The organism is Sphingomonas sp. BK235 (genome assembly GCF_004345855.1).
Taxonomy (GTDB): domain Bacteria; phylum Pseudomonadota; class Alphaproteobacteria; order Sphingomonadales; family Sphingomonadaceae; genus Sphingomonas.
On sequence record NZ_SLXN01000003.1, the window covers coordinates 515292 to 530665 of the forward strand.

Annotated in this window: 14 protein-coding genes; 9 read left to right on the forward strand and 5 right to left on the reverse strand. The window is 72.9% G+C overall.

Features of this window, described 5'->3' with window-relative positions; translation table 11 throughout:
* Window positions 1-196: 196 nt before the first annotated feature.
* Window positions 197-823, reverse strand: a complete 627-nt coding sequence (locus EV292_RS22620) for a hypothetical protein (RefSeq protein WP_165927080.1) — start codon at window positions 821-823, stop codon at window positions 197-199.
* A gap of 107 nt (window positions 824-930) precedes the next feature.
* Between EV292_RS22620 and EV292_RS11390 the strand changes: the two genes are divergently transcribed.
* On the forward strand, window positions 931-1590 hold the full coding sequence (locus EV292_RS11390; RefSeq protein ID WP_132909306.1) for a response regulator transcription factor: 660 nt from the start codon (window positions 931-933) through the stop codon (window positions 1588-1590).
* On the forward strand, window positions 1587-2909 hold the full coding sequence (locus tag EV292_RS11395) for a sensor histidine kinase (RefSeq protein WP_243693722.1): 1323 nt from the start codon (window positions 1587-1589) through the stop codon (window positions 2907-2909). The genes EV292_RS11390 and EV292_RS11395 overlap by 4 nt, the downstream gene beginning before the upstream one ends.
* Window positions 2910-2943: 34 nt before the next feature.
* Here the strand turns inward: EV292_RS11395 and EV292_RS11400 are convergent, their stop codons facing one another.
* Both EV292_RS11400 and EV292_RS11405 read right to left on the reverse strand, forming a co-directional pair.
* Complete coding sequence (locus tag EV292_RS11400; RefSeq protein ID WP_132909307.1) at window positions 2944-3774, reverse strand: aldo/keto reductase; 831 nt, start codon at window positions 3772-3774, stop codon at window positions 2944-2946.
* 241 nt (window positions 3775-4015) lie between these two features.
* Entirely contained in the window at window positions 4016-5866 is a 1851-nt protein-coding gene (locus EV292_RS11405; RefSeq protein WP_132909308.1) for a methyl-accepting chemotaxis protein, read from the reverse strand.
* A 190-nt stretch (window positions 5867-6056) separates the two neighbouring features.
* On the opposite strand from EV292_RS11405, the gene EV292_RS11410 reads away from it, so the two are divergent.
* Together EV292_RS11410 and EV292_RS11415 are read left to right on the forward strand one after the other, a co-directional pair.
* Window positions 6057-6452, forward strand: a complete 396-nt coding sequence (locus tag EV292_RS11410; RefSeq protein ID WP_165927081.1) for a DUF2946 family protein — start codon at window positions 6057-6059, stop codon at window positions 6450-6452.
* An 84-nt stretch (window positions 6453-6536) separates the two neighbouring features.
* Window positions 6537-8543, forward strand: coding sequence for a TonB-dependent receptor (locus tag EV292_RS11415; RefSeq protein ID WP_132909310.1), 2007 nt, complete (start codon window positions 6537-6539; stop codon window positions 8541-8543).
* A gap of 131 nt (window positions 8544-8674) precedes the next feature.
* Here EV292_RS11415 and EV292_RS11420 read toward each other — a convergent pair whose 3' ends face one another.
* The gene (locus EV292_RS11420) at window positions 8675-8860 is read right to left on the reverse strand and encodes a hypothetical protein (protein ID WP_132909311.1); all 186 of its coding nucleotides are present in this window, start codon (window positions 8858-8860) and stop codon (window positions 8675-8677) included.
* Between the two features lie 120 nt (window positions 8861-8980).
* Between EV292_RS11420 and EV292_RS11425 the strand changes: the two genes are divergently transcribed.
* Entirely contained in the window at window positions 8981-9190 is a 210-nt protein-coding gene (locus EV292_RS11425; protein ID WP_132909312.1) for a DUF2945 domain-containing protein, read from the forward strand.
* A gap of 249 nt (window positions 9191-9439) precedes the next feature.
* Here EV292_RS11425 and EV292_RS11435 read toward each other — a convergent pair whose 3' ends face one another.
* A complete protein-coding gene (locus EV292_RS11435) occupies window positions 9440-10180 on the reverse strand; it encodes an arylesterase (protein WP_243693723.1) in 741 nt (246 codons plus the stop codon).
* 20 nt (window positions 10181-10200) lie between these two features.
* Here EV292_RS11435 and EV292_RS11440 point away from each other — a divergent pair, with 20 nt between their 5' ends.
* From EV292_RS11440 to EV292_RS11455, 4 genes are all read left to right on the forward strand, one after another.
* The gene (locus EV292_RS11440) at window positions 10201-10872 is read left to right on the forward strand and encodes an ABC transporter ATP-binding protein (RefSeq protein ID WP_132909314.1); all 672 of its coding nucleotides are present in this window, start codon (window positions 10201-10203) and stop codon (window positions 10870-10872) included.
* Window positions 10869-13367: an FtsX-like permease family protein gene (locus EV292_RS11445; RefSeq protein ID WP_132909315.1), complete on the forward strand. Its 2499-nt coding sequence runs from the start codon at window positions 10869-10871 to the stop codon at window positions 13365-13367. The genes EV292_RS11440 and EV292_RS11445 overlap by 4 nt, the downstream gene beginning before the upstream one ends.
* A 403-nt stretch (window positions 13368-13770) precedes the next feature.
* Window positions 13771-14406: an aldehyde dehydrogenase iron-sulfur subunit PaoA gene (paoA, locus tag EV292_RS11450; RefSeq protein ID WP_132909316.1), complete on the forward strand. Its 636-nt coding sequence runs from the start codon at window positions 13771-13773 to the stop codon at window positions 14404-14406.
* On the forward strand, window positions 14403-15371 hold the full coding sequence (locus EV292_RS11455; RefSeq protein WP_132909317.1) for a xanthine dehydrogenase family protein subunit M: 969 nt from the start codon (window positions 14403-14405) through the stop codon (window positions 15369-15371). The genes paoA and EV292_RS11455 overlap by 4 nt, the downstream gene beginning before the upstream one ends.
* Window positions 15372-15374 lie beyond the last annotated feature (3 nt).

Genomic DNA, 15374 nt, shown 5'->3' on the forward strand with positions numbered 1-15374 from the left:
GCGCGCTTCGTCGTCGCTCTACCGGGGTTCGTTCATCGGCGCCGCGTGTCCGGCAGGACGGCGCGCGTGCAGCGTGCGATCCACCTGGTGTGAACCAGCCGTGTGCTCCCGCGAACGCAGGAGCCCAGAGCCACGAGCGTCATGCCCGGGACACTGGGCTCCTGCATCCGCAGGAGCACGGTTCAAGCGGGATGAATCAGGCTCTCGGATCGTCGGTCCGCGTCTGCGGCGCCGCATCGCGCGGCGGCGTCACCCCGACCGGCGGGGGCGGAGCACCGGCTCCCTGCGCCTGCGGCGCGCCCGCGCCCGGTGGCGGGGGCGGCGCCGCGCCCAGCGGCGGCGGCGGGGGCGCACCCGCGCCGGGTGGTGGCGGCGGAGGTGCTCCGGCGCCAGGCGGGGGCGGCGGTGCGGGCGGGGGCGGGGGTGGCGCACCGGCGCCCGGCCGCGGCGGCCCGACCTCGCGCGCGCCCGCGGCGTCGACGAGGAAGCGCGCGCGCAACTGTCCGTCGTCATAGCGGCCCTGGACCAGCACCGCCGTCCCGGCCGCGGGCGCGGTGCCGCGCTCGGCCGCGACCAGCGCGCGGCCGCTCGCATCCTCGACCAGGAATTGGTCGCCATATACCGCGGCGACGCGGCCACGCACCGTCACCGTGCCGCTCGACGCGGGCAGTTTGGCGAGCGGGGTCGTCACGGTCGGCGCCATCTCGACCGGCGGGCGCGTCAGGGCCATCGCACCGGCACCGCCGGCGCCACCCAGCGCGAGCAGCGCCGCACCGGCCACGACGGTGCGGCGGCGGCGCGAGAGAACGGGTGTCAAGATCATGGAAAGCTCCTCTGCTTGTCGCATCGTCCTGCTACGCCCTGTCGCCCCGATCGGCGCTGAACCGCGCGGTTCAGTTTCGGTTTAACCCGGGTGTATAGCGGCGGGCCATGCGCATCCTGCTCGTCGAGGACGATCGTGACCTGGGGCCCCGTATCGCGCGGGCGCTGCGCGACGAACGCTGCGCGGTCGATCTCGTCGCCGACGGGATCGACGCCGCGCATCTCGGCGCGACCGAGCGGTATGACGCCGCGGTGCTCGACCTCGGGCTGCCGGGCATGGACGGGGGCGCGGTGCTGCGCGGCTGGCGCGATGCCGGGCTCACCTTGCCCGTGCTGGTGCTCACCGCGCGCGACGGCTGGTCCGACAAGGTCGCCGGGTTCAAGGCGGGGGCGGACGACTATCTGGTCAAGCCCTTTCGCGTCGAGGAGCTGCTGATGCGGCTGCGCGCGCTGGTCCGCCGCGCCGCGGGCCATGCGCGGCCGCTGCTCCGCGCCGGCCCGCTCAGTTTCGACGCGCCGACCGGCGCGTTCGAGCTGGATGGCCTGCCGCTCAAGCTCACCGCGCTGGAATGGCGGGTGCTGTCGCAGCTGATGCTGCGCAAGGGCGCGGTGATTGAGCGGCTCGAGCTGCTCGAACGCGTCTATGAGGGCGACGCCGACACCGATTCGAACAGCCTCGAGGTGATCGTCGGGCGACTGCGCAAGAAGATCGGTGCCGCGCTGATCGAGACGGTGCGCGGCCGCGGCTATCGCCTGGTGGACGCATGACCGCGCGCGTCGCGCCGCGCTCGATCCGCGGGCGGATGCTGTGGGTCGCCGCGATCGCCACGCTGGTCGCGCTCGCGCTCGCGGGCGCGGCGATGGCGACGCTGCTCGGCCGGTTCGTGGTGGAGGGGCTCGACCAGCGGCTCGATGCCGAGATCGCCTTGCTCGCCAGTGTGGTCGACGATGCGGGACGGGTCGATCGCGCGCGATTGACGAAGCGCCTCGGCGCGCTGACCGCGGGACCGGATTGGCGTTGGCGGATCGACGGACCCGACGGCACGATCGGCTCGGCCGACTTCCCCCGGCTCGACCCGCTGCCGCCGCCCGCGCCCGGCGCGCCGACGCCCCCGCCCCCGCGGGCGTCGGCGCCACGGCCGCGTGAGGGCGGGGGCGGGGTGCATGCGCGCGAGCTGGTGATCGCGACCGCGCGCGGACCGGTGACGCTCACCGCCGCCGCACCGCGCGCGGTGGTGCGCCGCCCGGTCGAGGGCGCGCTGCTGCCGCTGCTGCTCGCGCTCTCGGCGATCGCGGCGGTGCTGACCGCGGCGCTGCTGATCCAGCTGCGCGTCGGCCTCGCGCCGCTGCGCCGGTTGCGCGCGCAGGTCGCCGAGATCCGCGACGGGCGCCGTTCCCGCGTCGACGAGGGGCAGCCCGCCGAGCTGCGGCCGCTCGCGGTCGAGCTCAACGCCTTCGCCGCGGATCACGAGGCGGCGCTGGCGGCCGCGCGCGCCGCCGCGGCCAACATGGCGCACGCGCTCAAGACGCCGGTGGCCGCGCTCGCGCTCGACCTGCGCGACCAGCCCGAACAGGCCGCGCAGGTCGAGCGGATCGATCGCACCATCCGCCATCATCTCGCGCGCGCGCGCGCCGCCGCGGTCGATCGTCGCGCCGCCACCCCGCTGTCGCCCGCGATCACCGATCTGGTCGCGGTGGTGACCTGTCCGCGCGGCGCGGCGGCGCCACGCGTCACGGTCGCGGTCGAGCCCGGCGCGGTCGCGGCGATGGACCCGCAGGATCTCGATGAACTGCTCGGCAATCTGCTCGACAATGCGGTGCGCCACGCCGCGACGCGCGTCGCCGTCACCGCGGTGCGGGACGCACGCTGGCTCGACGTCGTGGTGAGCGACGACGGCCCCGGCATCCCCGACGCGGCGCGCGCGCGCGTCGCGCAGCCCGGAACCCGGCTCGACGAGCGCGGCGATGGCCATGGCTTCGGGCTGGCGATCGCGGTCGAGCTGGTCACGCTCTACGGCGGGACGCTGACGCTCGACGCAGCGCCCGAGGGCGGACTGGCGGCGCGGCTGCGGCTGCCCGCCGCCTGACGCCGCCGCCCGATGCGACGGCGCCCCGCCGCGCTCACAGCATCTCGAGCGGCACGGGCGCGCGCGGGGGCGGAAAAGCACGGTCGAGCGCGGCCAGCTCCGCGGCGGTCAGCGACAGGTCCGCGGCACCGCGATTGTCACGGACGTGTGCGATGCTGGCGGCCTTGGGGATGGCGATCACGTCGCCGCGCGCCAGCAACCAGGCGAGCGCCACCCGCGCAGGGCTTACCCCGCGCGCCGCCGCGATGCGCGCCAGCGCCGCGTCGCGGAGCAATCGCCCTTGCTCGACCGGGCTATAGGCCATCACCGGCATGCCCTGCGCGGCGAGCCAGGGAAGCAGGTCGTGCTCGGGACCGCGGCGCGTCAGATTGTAGAGGATCTGGTCGGTCGCGCACGCGGCGCCGCCCGAGTCGACCAGCTCGACCATGTCGGCGCGATCGAGGTTGCTCACGCCCCAGCGCAGGATCTTGCCCGCGGCGACGAGCGCCTCCATCGCGGCGACCGTCTCGGCCAGCGCGACGCTGCCGCGCCAATGGAGCAGATACAGGTCGATGCGGTCGGTGCCGAGCCGCGCGAGACTCGCCTCGCACGCGCGGGCGAGGCGCGCGCGCGACGCATTCTGCGGATAGGCTTTGCTGACGAGGAAGACCGCGTCGCGCTGCCCCGCGATCGCCTCGCCGACGACGCGCTCTGCCTCGCCGTCGGCGTACATCTCGGCGGTGTCGATCACCGTGAGCCCGAGCGCGATCCCTTCGCGCAGCGCGGCGATCTCCTCGGCGCGTCGGGCGTGGTGCTCGCCCATCATCCAGCTACCCTGGCCGAGCGCGGGGACGGTCGTGCCGTCGGCGAAGGCGACCGTCCTCATCGCGCAGCCGCCGGCCGGCGTGGGAGGCGGCGATAGCGGACGTCCAAGAAAGGGTGGATCATTCGCCGTCGCTCCGTCGCCGCGCAGTGGTCGCCCCCTCCACACCGTCATCCCGGCCTCGAGCCGGGATCCATGCTTCCGCGAGAGCAACGCGTGATGCGCGTGCGGGACGATGGATCCCGGCGCGAGGCCGGGATGACGGTGTGGAGGGGGCGAGCCGGCGCGCCTTAGCACGGACGCGTCAGAATTCCGACCAATCGTCCTGTGCGACCGCGACCGCGGCGTTGCTGCGATGCGCGCGCGCGCCCGCGGCGATCCGCGCGCCGGCCTTCGCCGCGCGGGCCTGAAGCTGGTGGACCGGCGAGGCCGCGGGCGCGGCCGCCCGGTCGTTCAGCCGGAAGCGGCTGACCTGGCGGGCCATGTTCTCCGTCTCCTCGGCGAGGCTGCGCGCCGCCGCGGTAGCCTCTTCGACCATGGCCGCATTCTGCTGGGTCACGCCGTCCATCTCGGACACCGCTGTGTTGACCTGCTGGAGCCCAGTGGCCTGCTGCTCCGCGGCGGAGGCGATGTCGGCGACCAGCGCGCTGATCTCGCCGATCCGCCCGGTGATCCGCGTCAGCGCCTCGCCAGCCTGCGCCACCAAGGCGACGCCGGCGTCGACCTGCTCGGTGGAGGCGGTGATCTTGCTCTTGACGTCCTTGGCGGCGTCGGCGGAGCGCTGCGCCAGCGCGCGCACCTCGCTGGCGACCACGGCGAAGCCCTTGCCGGCGTCGCCCGCGCGCGCCGCCTCGACCCCGGCGTTGAGCGCCAGCAGGTTGGTCTGGAAGGCGATGCCGTCGATCACCGCGATGATCTCGCTGATCTCGGTCGACGAGCGCTCGATCCCGTTCATCGCCTCCACCGCGCGGCGCACCACCTCGCCCGACTGCTCGGCATCGCGGCGCGTGTCGAGGACGACGCCATTGGCCTTGCCCGCATTGGCGGCGGTGTCGCGCACGGTGGTGGTGATCTCGTGCATCGCCGCGGCGGTCTCTTCCAGGCTCGCGGCCTGCTGTTCGGTGCGACGCGACAGGTCGTCCGAGGCCTGGCGGATATCGCCCGCGCCGTTGGTGATCCCCTCGGCGCTCGCGTTCACCGCGACCAGCGTCGACGACACCGCCGTCATGGCGTTGTTGAAGTCGTCCTTCAGCTTGGCGAAGGGACCGGTGAGATCGGCCTCGATCCGCGCGGTGAGATCGCCGCGCGCGAGCGCGTCGAGCCCGCTGCCGACGCTGTCGACGATCAGCACGGTCTGTTCCTGCTTGGCGCGCTCGGCGGCGGCGAGCTGGTCGCGGAACGCGCCGATCGCGGCGGCGAGCGCGCCCACCTCATCGCGCCGCGCGTCCACCTCGACCCGCGCCGACAGGTCGCCCGCGGCGAGCCGTCCCATGGTCGCGGTCATCGCGCTCAGCGGGCGCGCGATCCCGCGGATCAGCGTCACCAGCATCACCACCGTCAGCAGCAGCACCGACACCGCGATCGCGATCGAGACGTCGCGCGACCAGACATAGGTCTCGGTCGCCGCGTTCATATCGTCGTCCATCAGCTTGGTCTGGACGCGCTGCATCGTCGCCGCATCCGCGTTGCCGCGATCGAACAACGCCCTGCTGCGGCGGAAGTTGGCGAGCGCCTCCTTGTTGCGGTTCTGGTGCGACAGTTCCAGCGTGACACGCGACTGCGCGATGAACTCCTTCCAATGCTCGTGGAAGGTGCGGAACGGCGCGATCGCCTGCGGCTGTGTCAGCACGCGATCGAGATAGGCGATGTTCTCGTCGATGATCTTGGTGCTGTCCTTGACGTCCTGCTCGGCGGCGCGGATCGCGTTGGGCTCTTCCGACAGGATGCTGGTCGCCTCGGCGACGCGATAATCGGAGGTGGCCGTGTTGATCAGCGCGATCGCGACCAGCTTGTCGCGGCGGGCGCGGCCCAGATTCTCCGCGGCGTCGTTGAGTCGGCTCTGGCTGCTGATCGACATGATCGCCATGACGATCAGGGCGGCAGACAGAATCCCGAACGCGGTGAGGAGTTTGGCGCTGATCTTCAGGTTCTTCATGGCAACGGGCCCCAAGATGTTGCTCAAGTGTGTAGGACCGATAAATTTCTAATTCCTTATCGCTTGCCGCCGCGGAAACGCTCTGTTTACGCCTGGGCGGTTAGGATGGTTAGCCGATGGTAAAGCCCGCGCCGCTCTCTCACCGCCCGTTCGCGCCGACTCGGCGCGGCATGCGCGGCTGAGTCGGCGCGTGCGGCAGCTCCGTCAGCAGATCGCGCACTGGCCGTTCGCCGTGGCGTGGCTGCTGCTGTTCGCGGTCGCGCTTCGGCTTCTCGTCCCCGCAGGCTTCATGCCCGCGGCGCAGGGCGGCGCGCTGGTGGCCTGTCCCGAATGGGGCGCGACGACGATCGCGCACCATCGCGGCGCGCATCACGGCGGCGACGGACACGCGCCGCACAGCCACGCCGAACAGACCTGCCCCTTCGCGGGGCTCGCCCTGCCGACGCTGGTGGGCGACGAACCCTTGCCGCTCGCGCCGGTGGCAGCGCGCGAGCGGGTCGCGCCCGCGCCGATGCGGCGCGACTTCCGGCTCGTCGCGGCGGCGCGGCTGCGTCCGCCGCCCCAGGCGCCGCCGCAGCTCGGCTGATCCCGAACCGAACCGCCCGGCGCCCCGGCGCGCGGGCATCTCACCGTGGGCGCGCCATGCGGCGCGCGAGCGATCGGATCATCCATGTCTATCTCTGTTTCTCGTGCGGCAGCGCTCGCGCTCGCCTGTTCTCCTTCTCTCGCGCACGCGCAGGCAGCGCCCGACGACGGTACCGGCGTCACGATCGGCGAGGTGGTCGTCACCGCCGGGTCGATGACGCGCTCCACCAGCGAGGTCCTCACCTCGGTCGACGTGCTGGGCGGCGATGTCGCGCAGCGGCAGAACGTTGACAATGCGTGGGAGCTGTTCGCGCGGCTGCCCGGCGTGGTGCTGACCGACTTCGGCCAGGGCACCACTTCGGGGCGCTTCTCGATCCGCGGCTTCAACGGCGAGGGCGAGATCAATGCGGTCAAGCTGCTGATCGACGGCATTCCCTCGAACGACAATGCGGGGCGGATGGACTTCATCGACCTGGTCTCGCCGCTCGCGATCGGTTCGGTCGAGCTGGTGCGCGGCACCTCCGATGCGCGCTGGGGCCTCCATGCGATCGCGGGCAGCGCCAATATCGTGACGCGGACCGGCGGCACCTATCTCGACACGCGCGCCGCCGTGGCTGCCTTCGGCACCGTCGAGGCGCAGCTCGCCGCTGGCGCCGAGACCGGGCGGCTCAGCCAGAATCTCGCGATCGGCTATCGCCGCTCGGACGGGTATCGCGACCATGCCGGGTTTGACCGGCTGACGCTCTCGGGCAAGTGGCGGCTCGATCTCGGCGCCGCGCAGGTCGGGCTGATCGCGCGCCATGGCCGCGCCGAGGCCGACGAACCGGGCTACCTCACCGACGCCGACGCGTACACCGACCGCCGCCGCTCCTATCCCGTCTCGGCGACCGATGGCGGCACGCGCGTGCTCGACCAATATGCGGTGACGCTCGATGCCGCGCCGAGCGCGCACGTGGCGCTGTCGCTGGCCGGCTATGCCAACCGGATCGACGACGATCGCTACGTCCGCTTCTCCGCGACCGTGGCGCAGCAGCGGCGGCTGACCGTGGAGCAGCAATATGGCGTGGTTGGCGCGCTGCACTGGCACGTCGCGCCCTGGCTGATGGCCGAGGCGGGCGGCGACGTGCAATGGCAGCACAACCTCAGCCAGCGCTGGACCACGGAACGCCGCCGCCTGCTCGCCGCGACGCGCGATCAGGACGTCGATCTCACTGTGGGCGGCGGGTATGTCCAAGCGGTGCTGACGCCGACGCTTTGGCTGCGCGTCACCCCGGCATGGCGGCTGGACCGCGTCGGCGGCGATTATGTCAACCGGCTCAACGGCCGCGCCTATCCGGTCAACGCTTATGGCACGATCAGCCAGCCCAAGCTCTCGGTCGCGGTGGAGCCGCTCGCGGGCGTGACCGCTTACGGCAATTACGGCCGTACCTTCCAGATCGGCGCCGGCTCGGGCGCGTTCATCGTGCCGCCGCGCGTGCGCGACGTCGCCGCCTCGATCAACGAGGGCTATGAGGCCGGGGTACGGCTGGCGCGGGGACGCTGGCTGACCGCGCGACTGGCGGTGTGGCAGCAGACCGCCACGGGGGAACTGCGTCGCCGGCTCAACGACCCCGCGGGGGAGTTCGACAATCTCGGTGCGACGCGACGGCGCGGCCTCGACCTGGAGGCGAGCGTCCAGCCGGGGGATGGCTGGTCGGCCTGGGCGAGCTGGTCGCACCAGCGCGCGGTGATCCGCGTGCCCGACCCGGCGACGCCGTCTCAGGCGGGCAACGCGATCGACCATGTCCCGCGCCACGTCTATACCGCGGGGATCGAATGGGCACCGCGTGGTGGTCGCTGGCGCGGGTCGCTGTGGGGCAATGGGCAATCGTCCTACGAACTGACCCCCGCCAACACGCAGGGACGCTATGGCGGCTATGTCCAGCTCACCGCCGAGGCGGGCTACCGGCTGACGCGGGCGGTGGAGCTGTCGGTGCAGCTGCGCAACCTGGCGAACGACCGCTATGAATATGTCTGGTTCGACGGGACGGAGCGGCTCCACGCGCCCGCGGACCCGCGGACGCTCGCGGCGGCGGTGCGGGCGCGGTTCTAGAAGACGTCGGCCACGGTCGAAACTCACGCGCGCTCCTGCGCAGGCAGGAGCCCAGTGCCACGAACCTTATCCTCGCGGCCCTAGGCTCCGGCGTTCGCCGGAGCACGCTTCGGTTTGTAGGGGCCTGCCGCTCAGGCGTCGGGCAGCGGCGCGCCGAGCTGGCGGGCGACTCGCGCCACTTCCTCGTCGCTGGGCGGCTCGGGCAGGGTCTCGCTCGGCAGCAGCGCGTCGTCGGGGATGCCGGGCGCGCCGCTCGCGAGCGGCTCGTCGACGGCGCGGTCGTTGGCGCCGGTGGTGATCTTCTCGCTCTCGCTCATCGCTCTCTCCTCGGAACCGCGTCCTCCAACCCGCGAGCGAGGAAATCGCCGCATCCTCAAGGCGATGGAACAAGCGTCCGACTGATCCACTTGAGTCCGCCGAGCCACAGGAGAGCTGCCATGACCAAGACCCTCAAGGCCGGCGACAAGGTGAAGTGGGACACGCCGCAGGGCCAGACCAGCGGCAAGGTGGTCAAGAAGGAGACCAAGACCACGAAGGCCGGCGGTCACACCGCCAAGGCGAGCAAGGACGACCCGCAATATCGCGTCAAGAGCGACAAGTCGGGCAAGGAAGCGGTGCATAAGCCGGAGGAGCTGAAGAAGGCGTGACGGGGGAGGTGGAGAGGTGGCGACCCGGCTGGTGTCGCGCGCCGTTCTCAGTTCCTTATCCGTCATCCCGGCGAAGGCCGGGATCCACCGTCCCGCATACCCACCGGCCAGCAGGTGCGCGGACGGGTGGATCCCGGCCTTCGCCGGGATGACGGAGAGGGGAGGACGAGGGACGGGGAAGCTGACGGAACGGGAAGGCTGACGATAAGAGCCGTCGTGACGGAACGCATCGGCGGCCTACCCCCCCCCTCAGCCCTCAGCCGTCTCCGCCAGCGCCTGCCGCACCACGGGCGTCACGCGATCGGCGATCCGCGCCACGCCGCGCGCGTTGGGGTGGACGCCGTCGGGCAGCATCAGCGCCCGGTTGCCGAGCACGCCGTCGAGGATGAACGGGTACAGCGGCGCATGATGCTGCCTCGCCAGTTCCGGGTAGATGGCGTTGAACTTCCCGGCATAGTCCGGCCCCAGATTGGGCGGCGCGAGCATGCCCGTCAGCACCACCGGGATGCCCCGCCTCTGCAACTCGTCCAGCATCGCGGCGAGATTGTCGCGCGTCACCTTGGGATCGAGCTGGCGCAGCACGTCGTTGCCGCCAAGCCCCAGCAGCACCAGATCGGGTTTCTTGCCGAGCCGGTCGAGCGTGTAGCCGAGCCGGCGGCGCCCGTCGGCGCTGGTGTCGCCCGAGACGCCCGCGTTGACCAGCCGCGCGTTGATCCCCTCGGCGCGCAGCCGCGCCTGGACTGCGTCGGGCAGGCTCTGCCCGCGGCTCAGCCCATAGCCGGCGTAGAGGCTGTCGCCGAGCGCGAGCACGACGCGCTCCGGCCCGCGCACCGGCACGGTCGCGACCGGCGCGGGCATCACCTCGCTGTCATTGCCGCTGACGCGCGGCGCGTCGGGAGCGCTCTCGTCGCGCGGTGAACAGCCCGCCACCGTCAGCGCGGCTTGGAGAAGCGCCGCCGGCGCCGCATATGTCAGGTATGATCGCGTCACTTATGCCCCGGCTCCGCTGAATGTCGCCGCCGGATATGGTCATCGCCGCGCGCGATGTAAGGCTCACGCTCGGCGGCGCCGAGCCGGTCGAGATCCTGCGCGGGGTCGATCTCGCGGTCGCCGCGGGCGAGAGCGTGGCGCTGCTCGGCGCCTCGGGCTCGGGCAAGTCGTCGCTGATGGCGGTGCTCGCCGGGCTGGAGCGCGCGACCTCGGGTAGCGTCGCGGTGACCGGGCTCGACTTCGCCGCGCTCGACGAGGACGCGCTCGCGGTGGCGCGGCGCGGGCGGATCGGCATCGTGCTCCAGGCCTTCCACCTGCTGCCGACCATGACCGCGCGCGAGAATGTGATGGTGCCGCTCGAGCTGCAGGGCGCGGATGACGCGCGCGTTCGCGCCGAGGCCGAACTGGCCGCGGTGGGGCTGGGGCATCGGCTCGACCATTATCCCGCGCAGCTCTCGGGCGGCGAGCAGCAGCGGGTCGCGATCGCGCGCGCGCTGGCGCCGCGCCCCTCGCTGGTGTTCGCCGACGAGCCGACCGGCAATCTCGACGCCGCGACCGGCGCGCGCGTCGTCGACCTGCTGTTCGAGCGCCGCCGCGCCACCGACGCCAGCCTCGTCATCATCACGCACGACCCGGCACTCGCAAGGCGCTGCGACCGGGTCGTCGAGCTCGCCGACGGGCGACTGCGATGAGCGGCCGGGCGCTGGCCTGGCGGCTCGCGCGGCGCGAACTGTCGCTCCGCTTCAAGGGTCTGCGCCTGCTGCTGCTATGCCTCTTCCTCGGCGTCGGCGCGCTCGCCGCGATCGGCAGCCTGACGCAGGCGATCACCGGCGAGCTGGCGGCGCGCGGGCGCGTGCTGCTCGGCGGCGACGTCGAGCTCGCGATCTCGCAGCGGGCGGCCGATCCCGACGAGCGCGCCGCGATCGCGCGGCTGGGGCGGGTGTCCGAGACGGTGCGGATGCAGTCGATGGCGGTGGCGCGCGACGGCGCCACCGCGCCGGTTCAGCTCAAGGCGGTCGACTCGGCCTATCCGCTCTACGGTCGCTTGACGCTCGCGGGCGGACGGGCGGCGCGAGTCACCGGCACCGACGCGACCTATGTCGCGCCCGCGCTGGTCGAGCGGCTGGGCGTGCGCGTCGGCGACCCGCTGCGGCTTGGCGCGGCGACCTTCCGAGTCGCCGGCGTGATCGCCGACGAGCCCGACCGGCTGAGCGAGGGCTTCAGTTTCGGCCCGGTGGTCTTGGTGTCGAGCGCCGGGCTGGCGCGCACCGGGCTGGTGCAGCCGGGGAGTCTCTACGAGACCAAATACCGGGTCGCGATCGGCGCGCGCGATCCCGCGGCGACGGTGGCGGGGTTCGCCAAGCGCTTCGCCGCGGCGGGGTGGGAGACGCGCACGCGCGACCGCGCCTCGCCCGGCGCGAGCCGCTTCATCGCGCGCATGGGCGAGTTCCTCACGTTGGTCGGGCTCGCCGCGCTGGTGATCGCGGGGATCGGCGTGGGCAATGGCGTCTCCTCCTATCTCGAGCAGCGGCGGGCGAGCGTGGCGATGCTCAAGGTGCTCGGCGCGACCTCGGCGACGGTGACTCGCGTGTATCTGATCCAGGTGCTCGCGGTCGCGGGGGTGGGGATCGCGCTGGGGCTCGTCGCCGGTCTGGTCGCGGTGCCGCTGGTCGGCGCGCTCGCCGGTGCGGTGCTGCCGGTCGCGCCGGGCTTCGTGGTGGCGCCGTTGCCGCTCGCGCTGGCGGCGCTGTACGGGCTGCTGATCGCGCTCGCCTTCTGCGCGCCCGCGCTGGTCGCGGCGGGGCGCGTGCCCGCCGCGGCGCTGCTGCGCGGCGTCCATGATCGGCGCGCGCGCGGCGGGCGCGTCGCCGCGGCGTGGATGGCAGCGGCGGGGGCCGCGCTGGTGGCGCTGGTGCTGACGACGAGCGAGCGGCCGCTGTTCGCCGCCGGCTTCCTCGGCGCCGCCGCGGCGACGCTGCTGCTGCTCGTCGCGCTCGGTCACGCGGTGCGCTGGCTCGCCGCGCGCGTGCCGCCGCCGCGCCGACCGCTGCCGCGGCTGGCGCTCGCCGCGCTGCACCGGCCGGGGGCGCGCACCGTCGCGCTGGTGGTGGCGCTGGGGCTGGGTCTGACGCTGTTCGTGCTGCTCGCGACGATCCGCACCAGCCTCGACGGCAACATCACCCGCAGCGTGCCCGAGCGCGCGCCCGCTTTGTTCGTGCTCGACGTGCCGCCCGAACGCGAGCGCGACTTCCGCGCCACCGTCGCCGCGGCCTTGCCCGGTGCGGTGATCGCGACGGTGCCGCTGATGCGCGGCACGATCACCGGCTACGCCAAGACGCGCGTCGCCGACCTCGCGGAGATCCCCGAGGGCGCCTGGGCGCTGCGCGGCGAGCGTGGGTTGACCTTCGCCGCGGCGCTGCCCGCGGGGAGTACGCTCAGCGCGGGACATTGGTGGAGTGCGGCCGAGGCGCGACGCCCGCTGGTGTCGGTCGACGAGCGGCTGGCGCAGTCGCTCGGGCTGAAGATCGGCGACCCGCTGACGATCTCGGTGCTGGGGCTGGAGCGCACCGCCACGATCGCCTCGTTCCGTCGCATCGCCTGGGACACGCTGGGCTTCAACTTCGTGCTGGTGTTCTCGCCCGGCGCGCTGGCCGACGTGCCGCACAATCTCGCCGCGACGATCGACATGCCCGCGGCGCGCACCGGGGCGGTGACGCGCGCGCTGCTGCCGCGCTTCCCCGCGCTGTCGGTGATCGAGGTCGGCGGCGTGCTCGCGCAGGTGCAGACGGTGGTGCGCCAGATGGCGACCGCGATCGCCGCCGCGGCGGGCGTGGCGGTGCTCGCCGGTGTCGCGGTGCTGGTCGGCGCGATCGCCGCGGCGCGTGCGACGCGGACCTATGACGCGGTGGTGCTCAAGGTGCTCGGCGCGACGCGGCGGCAGGTGCTGGTGATGCAGCTGCTCGAATATGCGCTGCTGGCGCTGGTGGCGGCGGCGGTGGCGCTGCTGCTCGGCGTGGCGGGCGGCTGGTATGTCGTGACCCAGCTGTTCGGCTTCGCGTGGCTTCCCGACTGGGGCGCGGTGGCGGCGACGCTGCTGGTCGGCGTGGCGGCGACGGTGATGATCGGACTGGCGGGGAGCCTGCCCGTGTTGCGCGCGCGCCCCGCGGCGGCGCTGCGCGAGCTGTGAGGGGTGAGCCGCTGGGCGGGAAGGCCTCGGTCGTGCGCGCCTCGTCCGTCGCGTGGTCGCCCCTGCGATGGTAGATCAGCGCTCGAGCTGACCTATGCTGACAGGGATCGTTGCGACTTCCCTCCTCTTGCTCCTGCGCAGGCAGGAGCCCAGTGCCGCGTGCGCGATGAGCCGTCGTGCTGCTTGGCTCTGGGTTCCGGCTTTCGCCGGAACACCATGGATCAACAGGCAAGTGCAGCACGCGCGCGACGATCCCCGGACACGGACGCGATGCTGAGCTACGCTCATCATCTCCCTGAGCGACGTGCTTGATCCACATCGGCCCTTCACGCGTTAGGATTCGCGGCGAGTCGACAGGGACTTGGACGCTGCGCCCGGACGGGCGCGAAGAGGGAGGCCGGCGATGACCGACACAGCAGAATTCGCGCTCTCGCGCCGCGGGGTGCTCGCGGGGAGCGCCGCCAGCGCGGTCGCGGTCGCGGCCCCGGCGAGCGCAGCGCCGCAGCGCACCCCTGCCGGCGCGATCGCGACCATGCCGGTGCGCTTCACGGTCAACGGCGAGAAGCGTGACCTCGCGCTCGACCCGCGCACGACGCTGCTCGACGCGCTGCGCGAGCATCTCCACCTCACCGGCACCAAGAAAGGCTGCGACCACGGCCAGTGCGGCGCCTGCACGGTGATCGTGGAGGGGCGGCGGATCAACTCGTGCCTCAGCCTCGCGCTCCAGCACGAGGGTGACGCGATCACCACGATCGAGGGGCTGGGCACGCCGGACAAGCTCCACCCGATGCAGGCCGCCTTCGTGAAGCATGACGGCTACCAGTGCGGCTATTGTACGCCGGGGCAGATCTGCTCGGCGGTGGCGGTGCTCGACGAGATCAAACGCGATGTGCCCAGCCACGTCCAGGGCGACCTCACCGCCAAGGCGCGCTTCAGCAACATGGAGCTGCGCGAGCGGATGAGCGGCAACATCTGCCGCTGCGGTGCTTACTCGAACATCGCCGAGGCGGTGGCCGAGGTGGCGGGAGAGCGCGCATGAGGAGCTTCACCTACGAGCGCGCGACCGACGCGGTCGCCGCGGCGCGCGCGGTGGCGCAGCGGCCCGGCGCCAAGTTCCTGGCGGGCGGCACCAACCTGCTCGACCTGATGAAACTGGAGATCGAGACGCCGACACACCTCGTCGACGTGCAGGACCTCGGCTTCGACAAAATCGAGAAGACCGCCGATGGCGGCCTGCGCATCGGCGCGCTGGTGACCAACACCGACCTCGCCGCCGACGCACGGGTGCGGCGCGACTATGGCGTGCTCAGCCGCGCGATCCTGGCGGGGGCCTCGGGTCAGCTGCGCAACAAGGCGTCGACCGCGGGCAATCTGCTCCAGCGCACGCGCTGCCCCTATTTCTACGACACCAACATGGCGTGCAACAAGCGCAAGCCCGGCGACGGCTGCGCCGCGATCGGCGGCTATTCGCGCCAGCTCGGCGTCATCGGCGTGAGCTCGTCGTGCATCGCCACCTTCCCCGGCGACATGGCGGTGGCGATGCGCGCGCTCGACGCGGTGGTGGAGACGGTCGACGCCGGCGGGCAGCGCCGCTCGATCCCGATCGCCGACTTCCACCGGCTGTGGGGCGACCATCCCGAGCAGGACACCAGCCTGCGCCCCGGCGAGCTGATCACCGCGGTGGTGCTGCCCAGGCCGCTCGGCGGCCGGCATTATTACGAGAAGGTGCGCGACCGCGCGTCCTACGCCTACGCGCTGGTGTCGGTCGCGGCGGTGATCCAGCGCGACGGCAGCGGGCGGGTCGCGTTCGGCGGCGTCGCGCCCAAGCCGTGGCGGGTGGAGGAAGCGGAGGCGCTGCTGCCGCAGGGCGCCGCGGCGGTGACCGCGCGCGCCTTCCAGGGCGCGACGCCGACCAAGGACAATGCGTTCAAGCTGCCGCTGGCGACGCGCGCGCTCGCCGCGGTGCTCGCCCAGGCGGGCACGCCGGCGCAGAAGAAGGGGTGAGGC

Excerpts from the sequence above, each read along its gene's own strand:
- EV292_RS11455 (WP_132909317.1), top strand. The coding sequence starts at position 14,403 with ATGAGGAGCTTCACCTACGAGCGCGCGACCGACGCGGTCGCCGCGGCG.
- EV292_RS11415 (WP_132909310.1), top strand. The coding sequence starts at position 6,537 with ATGTCTATCTCTGTTTCTCGTGCGGCAGCGCTCGCGCTCGCCTGTTCT.
- EV292_RS11400 (WP_132909307.1), bottom strand. The coding sequence starts at position 3,774 with ATGAGGACGGTCGCCTTCGCCGACGGCACGACCGTCCCCGCGCTCGGC.
- EV292_RS11440 (WP_132909314.1), top strand. The coding sequence starts at position 10,201 with ATGTCGCCGCCGGATATGGTCATCGCCGCGCGCGATGTAAGGCTCACG.
- EV292_RS22620 (WP_165927080.1), bottom strand. The coding sequence starts at position 823 with ATGATCTTGACACCCGTTCTCTCGCGCCGCCGCCGCACCGTCGTGGCC.
- EV292_RS11395 (WP_243693722.1), top strand. The coding sequence starts at position 1,587 with ATGACCGCGCGCGTCGCGCCGCGCTCGATCCGCGGGCGGATGCTGTGG.
- EV292_RS11405 (WP_132909308.1), bottom strand. The coding sequence starts at position 5,866 with ATGAAGAACCTGAAGATCAGCGCCAAACTCCTCACCGCGTTCGGGATT.
- EV292_RS11425 (WP_132909312.1), top strand. The coding sequence starts at position 8,981 with ATGACCAAGACCCTCAAGGCCGGCGACAAGGTGAAGTGGGACACGCCG.
- paoA (WP_132909316.1), top strand. The coding sequence starts at position 13,771 with ATGACCGACACAGCAGAATTCGCGCTCTCGCGCCGCGGGGTGCTCGCG.
- EV292_RS11445 (WP_132909315.1), top strand. The coding sequence starts at position 10,869 with ATGAGCGGCCGGGCGCTGGCCTGGCGGCTCGCGCGGCGCGAACTGTCG.
- EV292_RS11390 (WP_132909306.1), top strand. The coding sequence starts at position 931 with ATGCGCATCCTGCTCGTCGAGGACGATCGTGACCTGGGGCCCCGTATC.
- EV292_RS11420 (WP_132909311.1), bottom strand. The coding sequence starts at position 8,860 with ATGAGCGAGAGCGAGAAGATCACCACCGGCGCCAACGACCGCGCCGTC.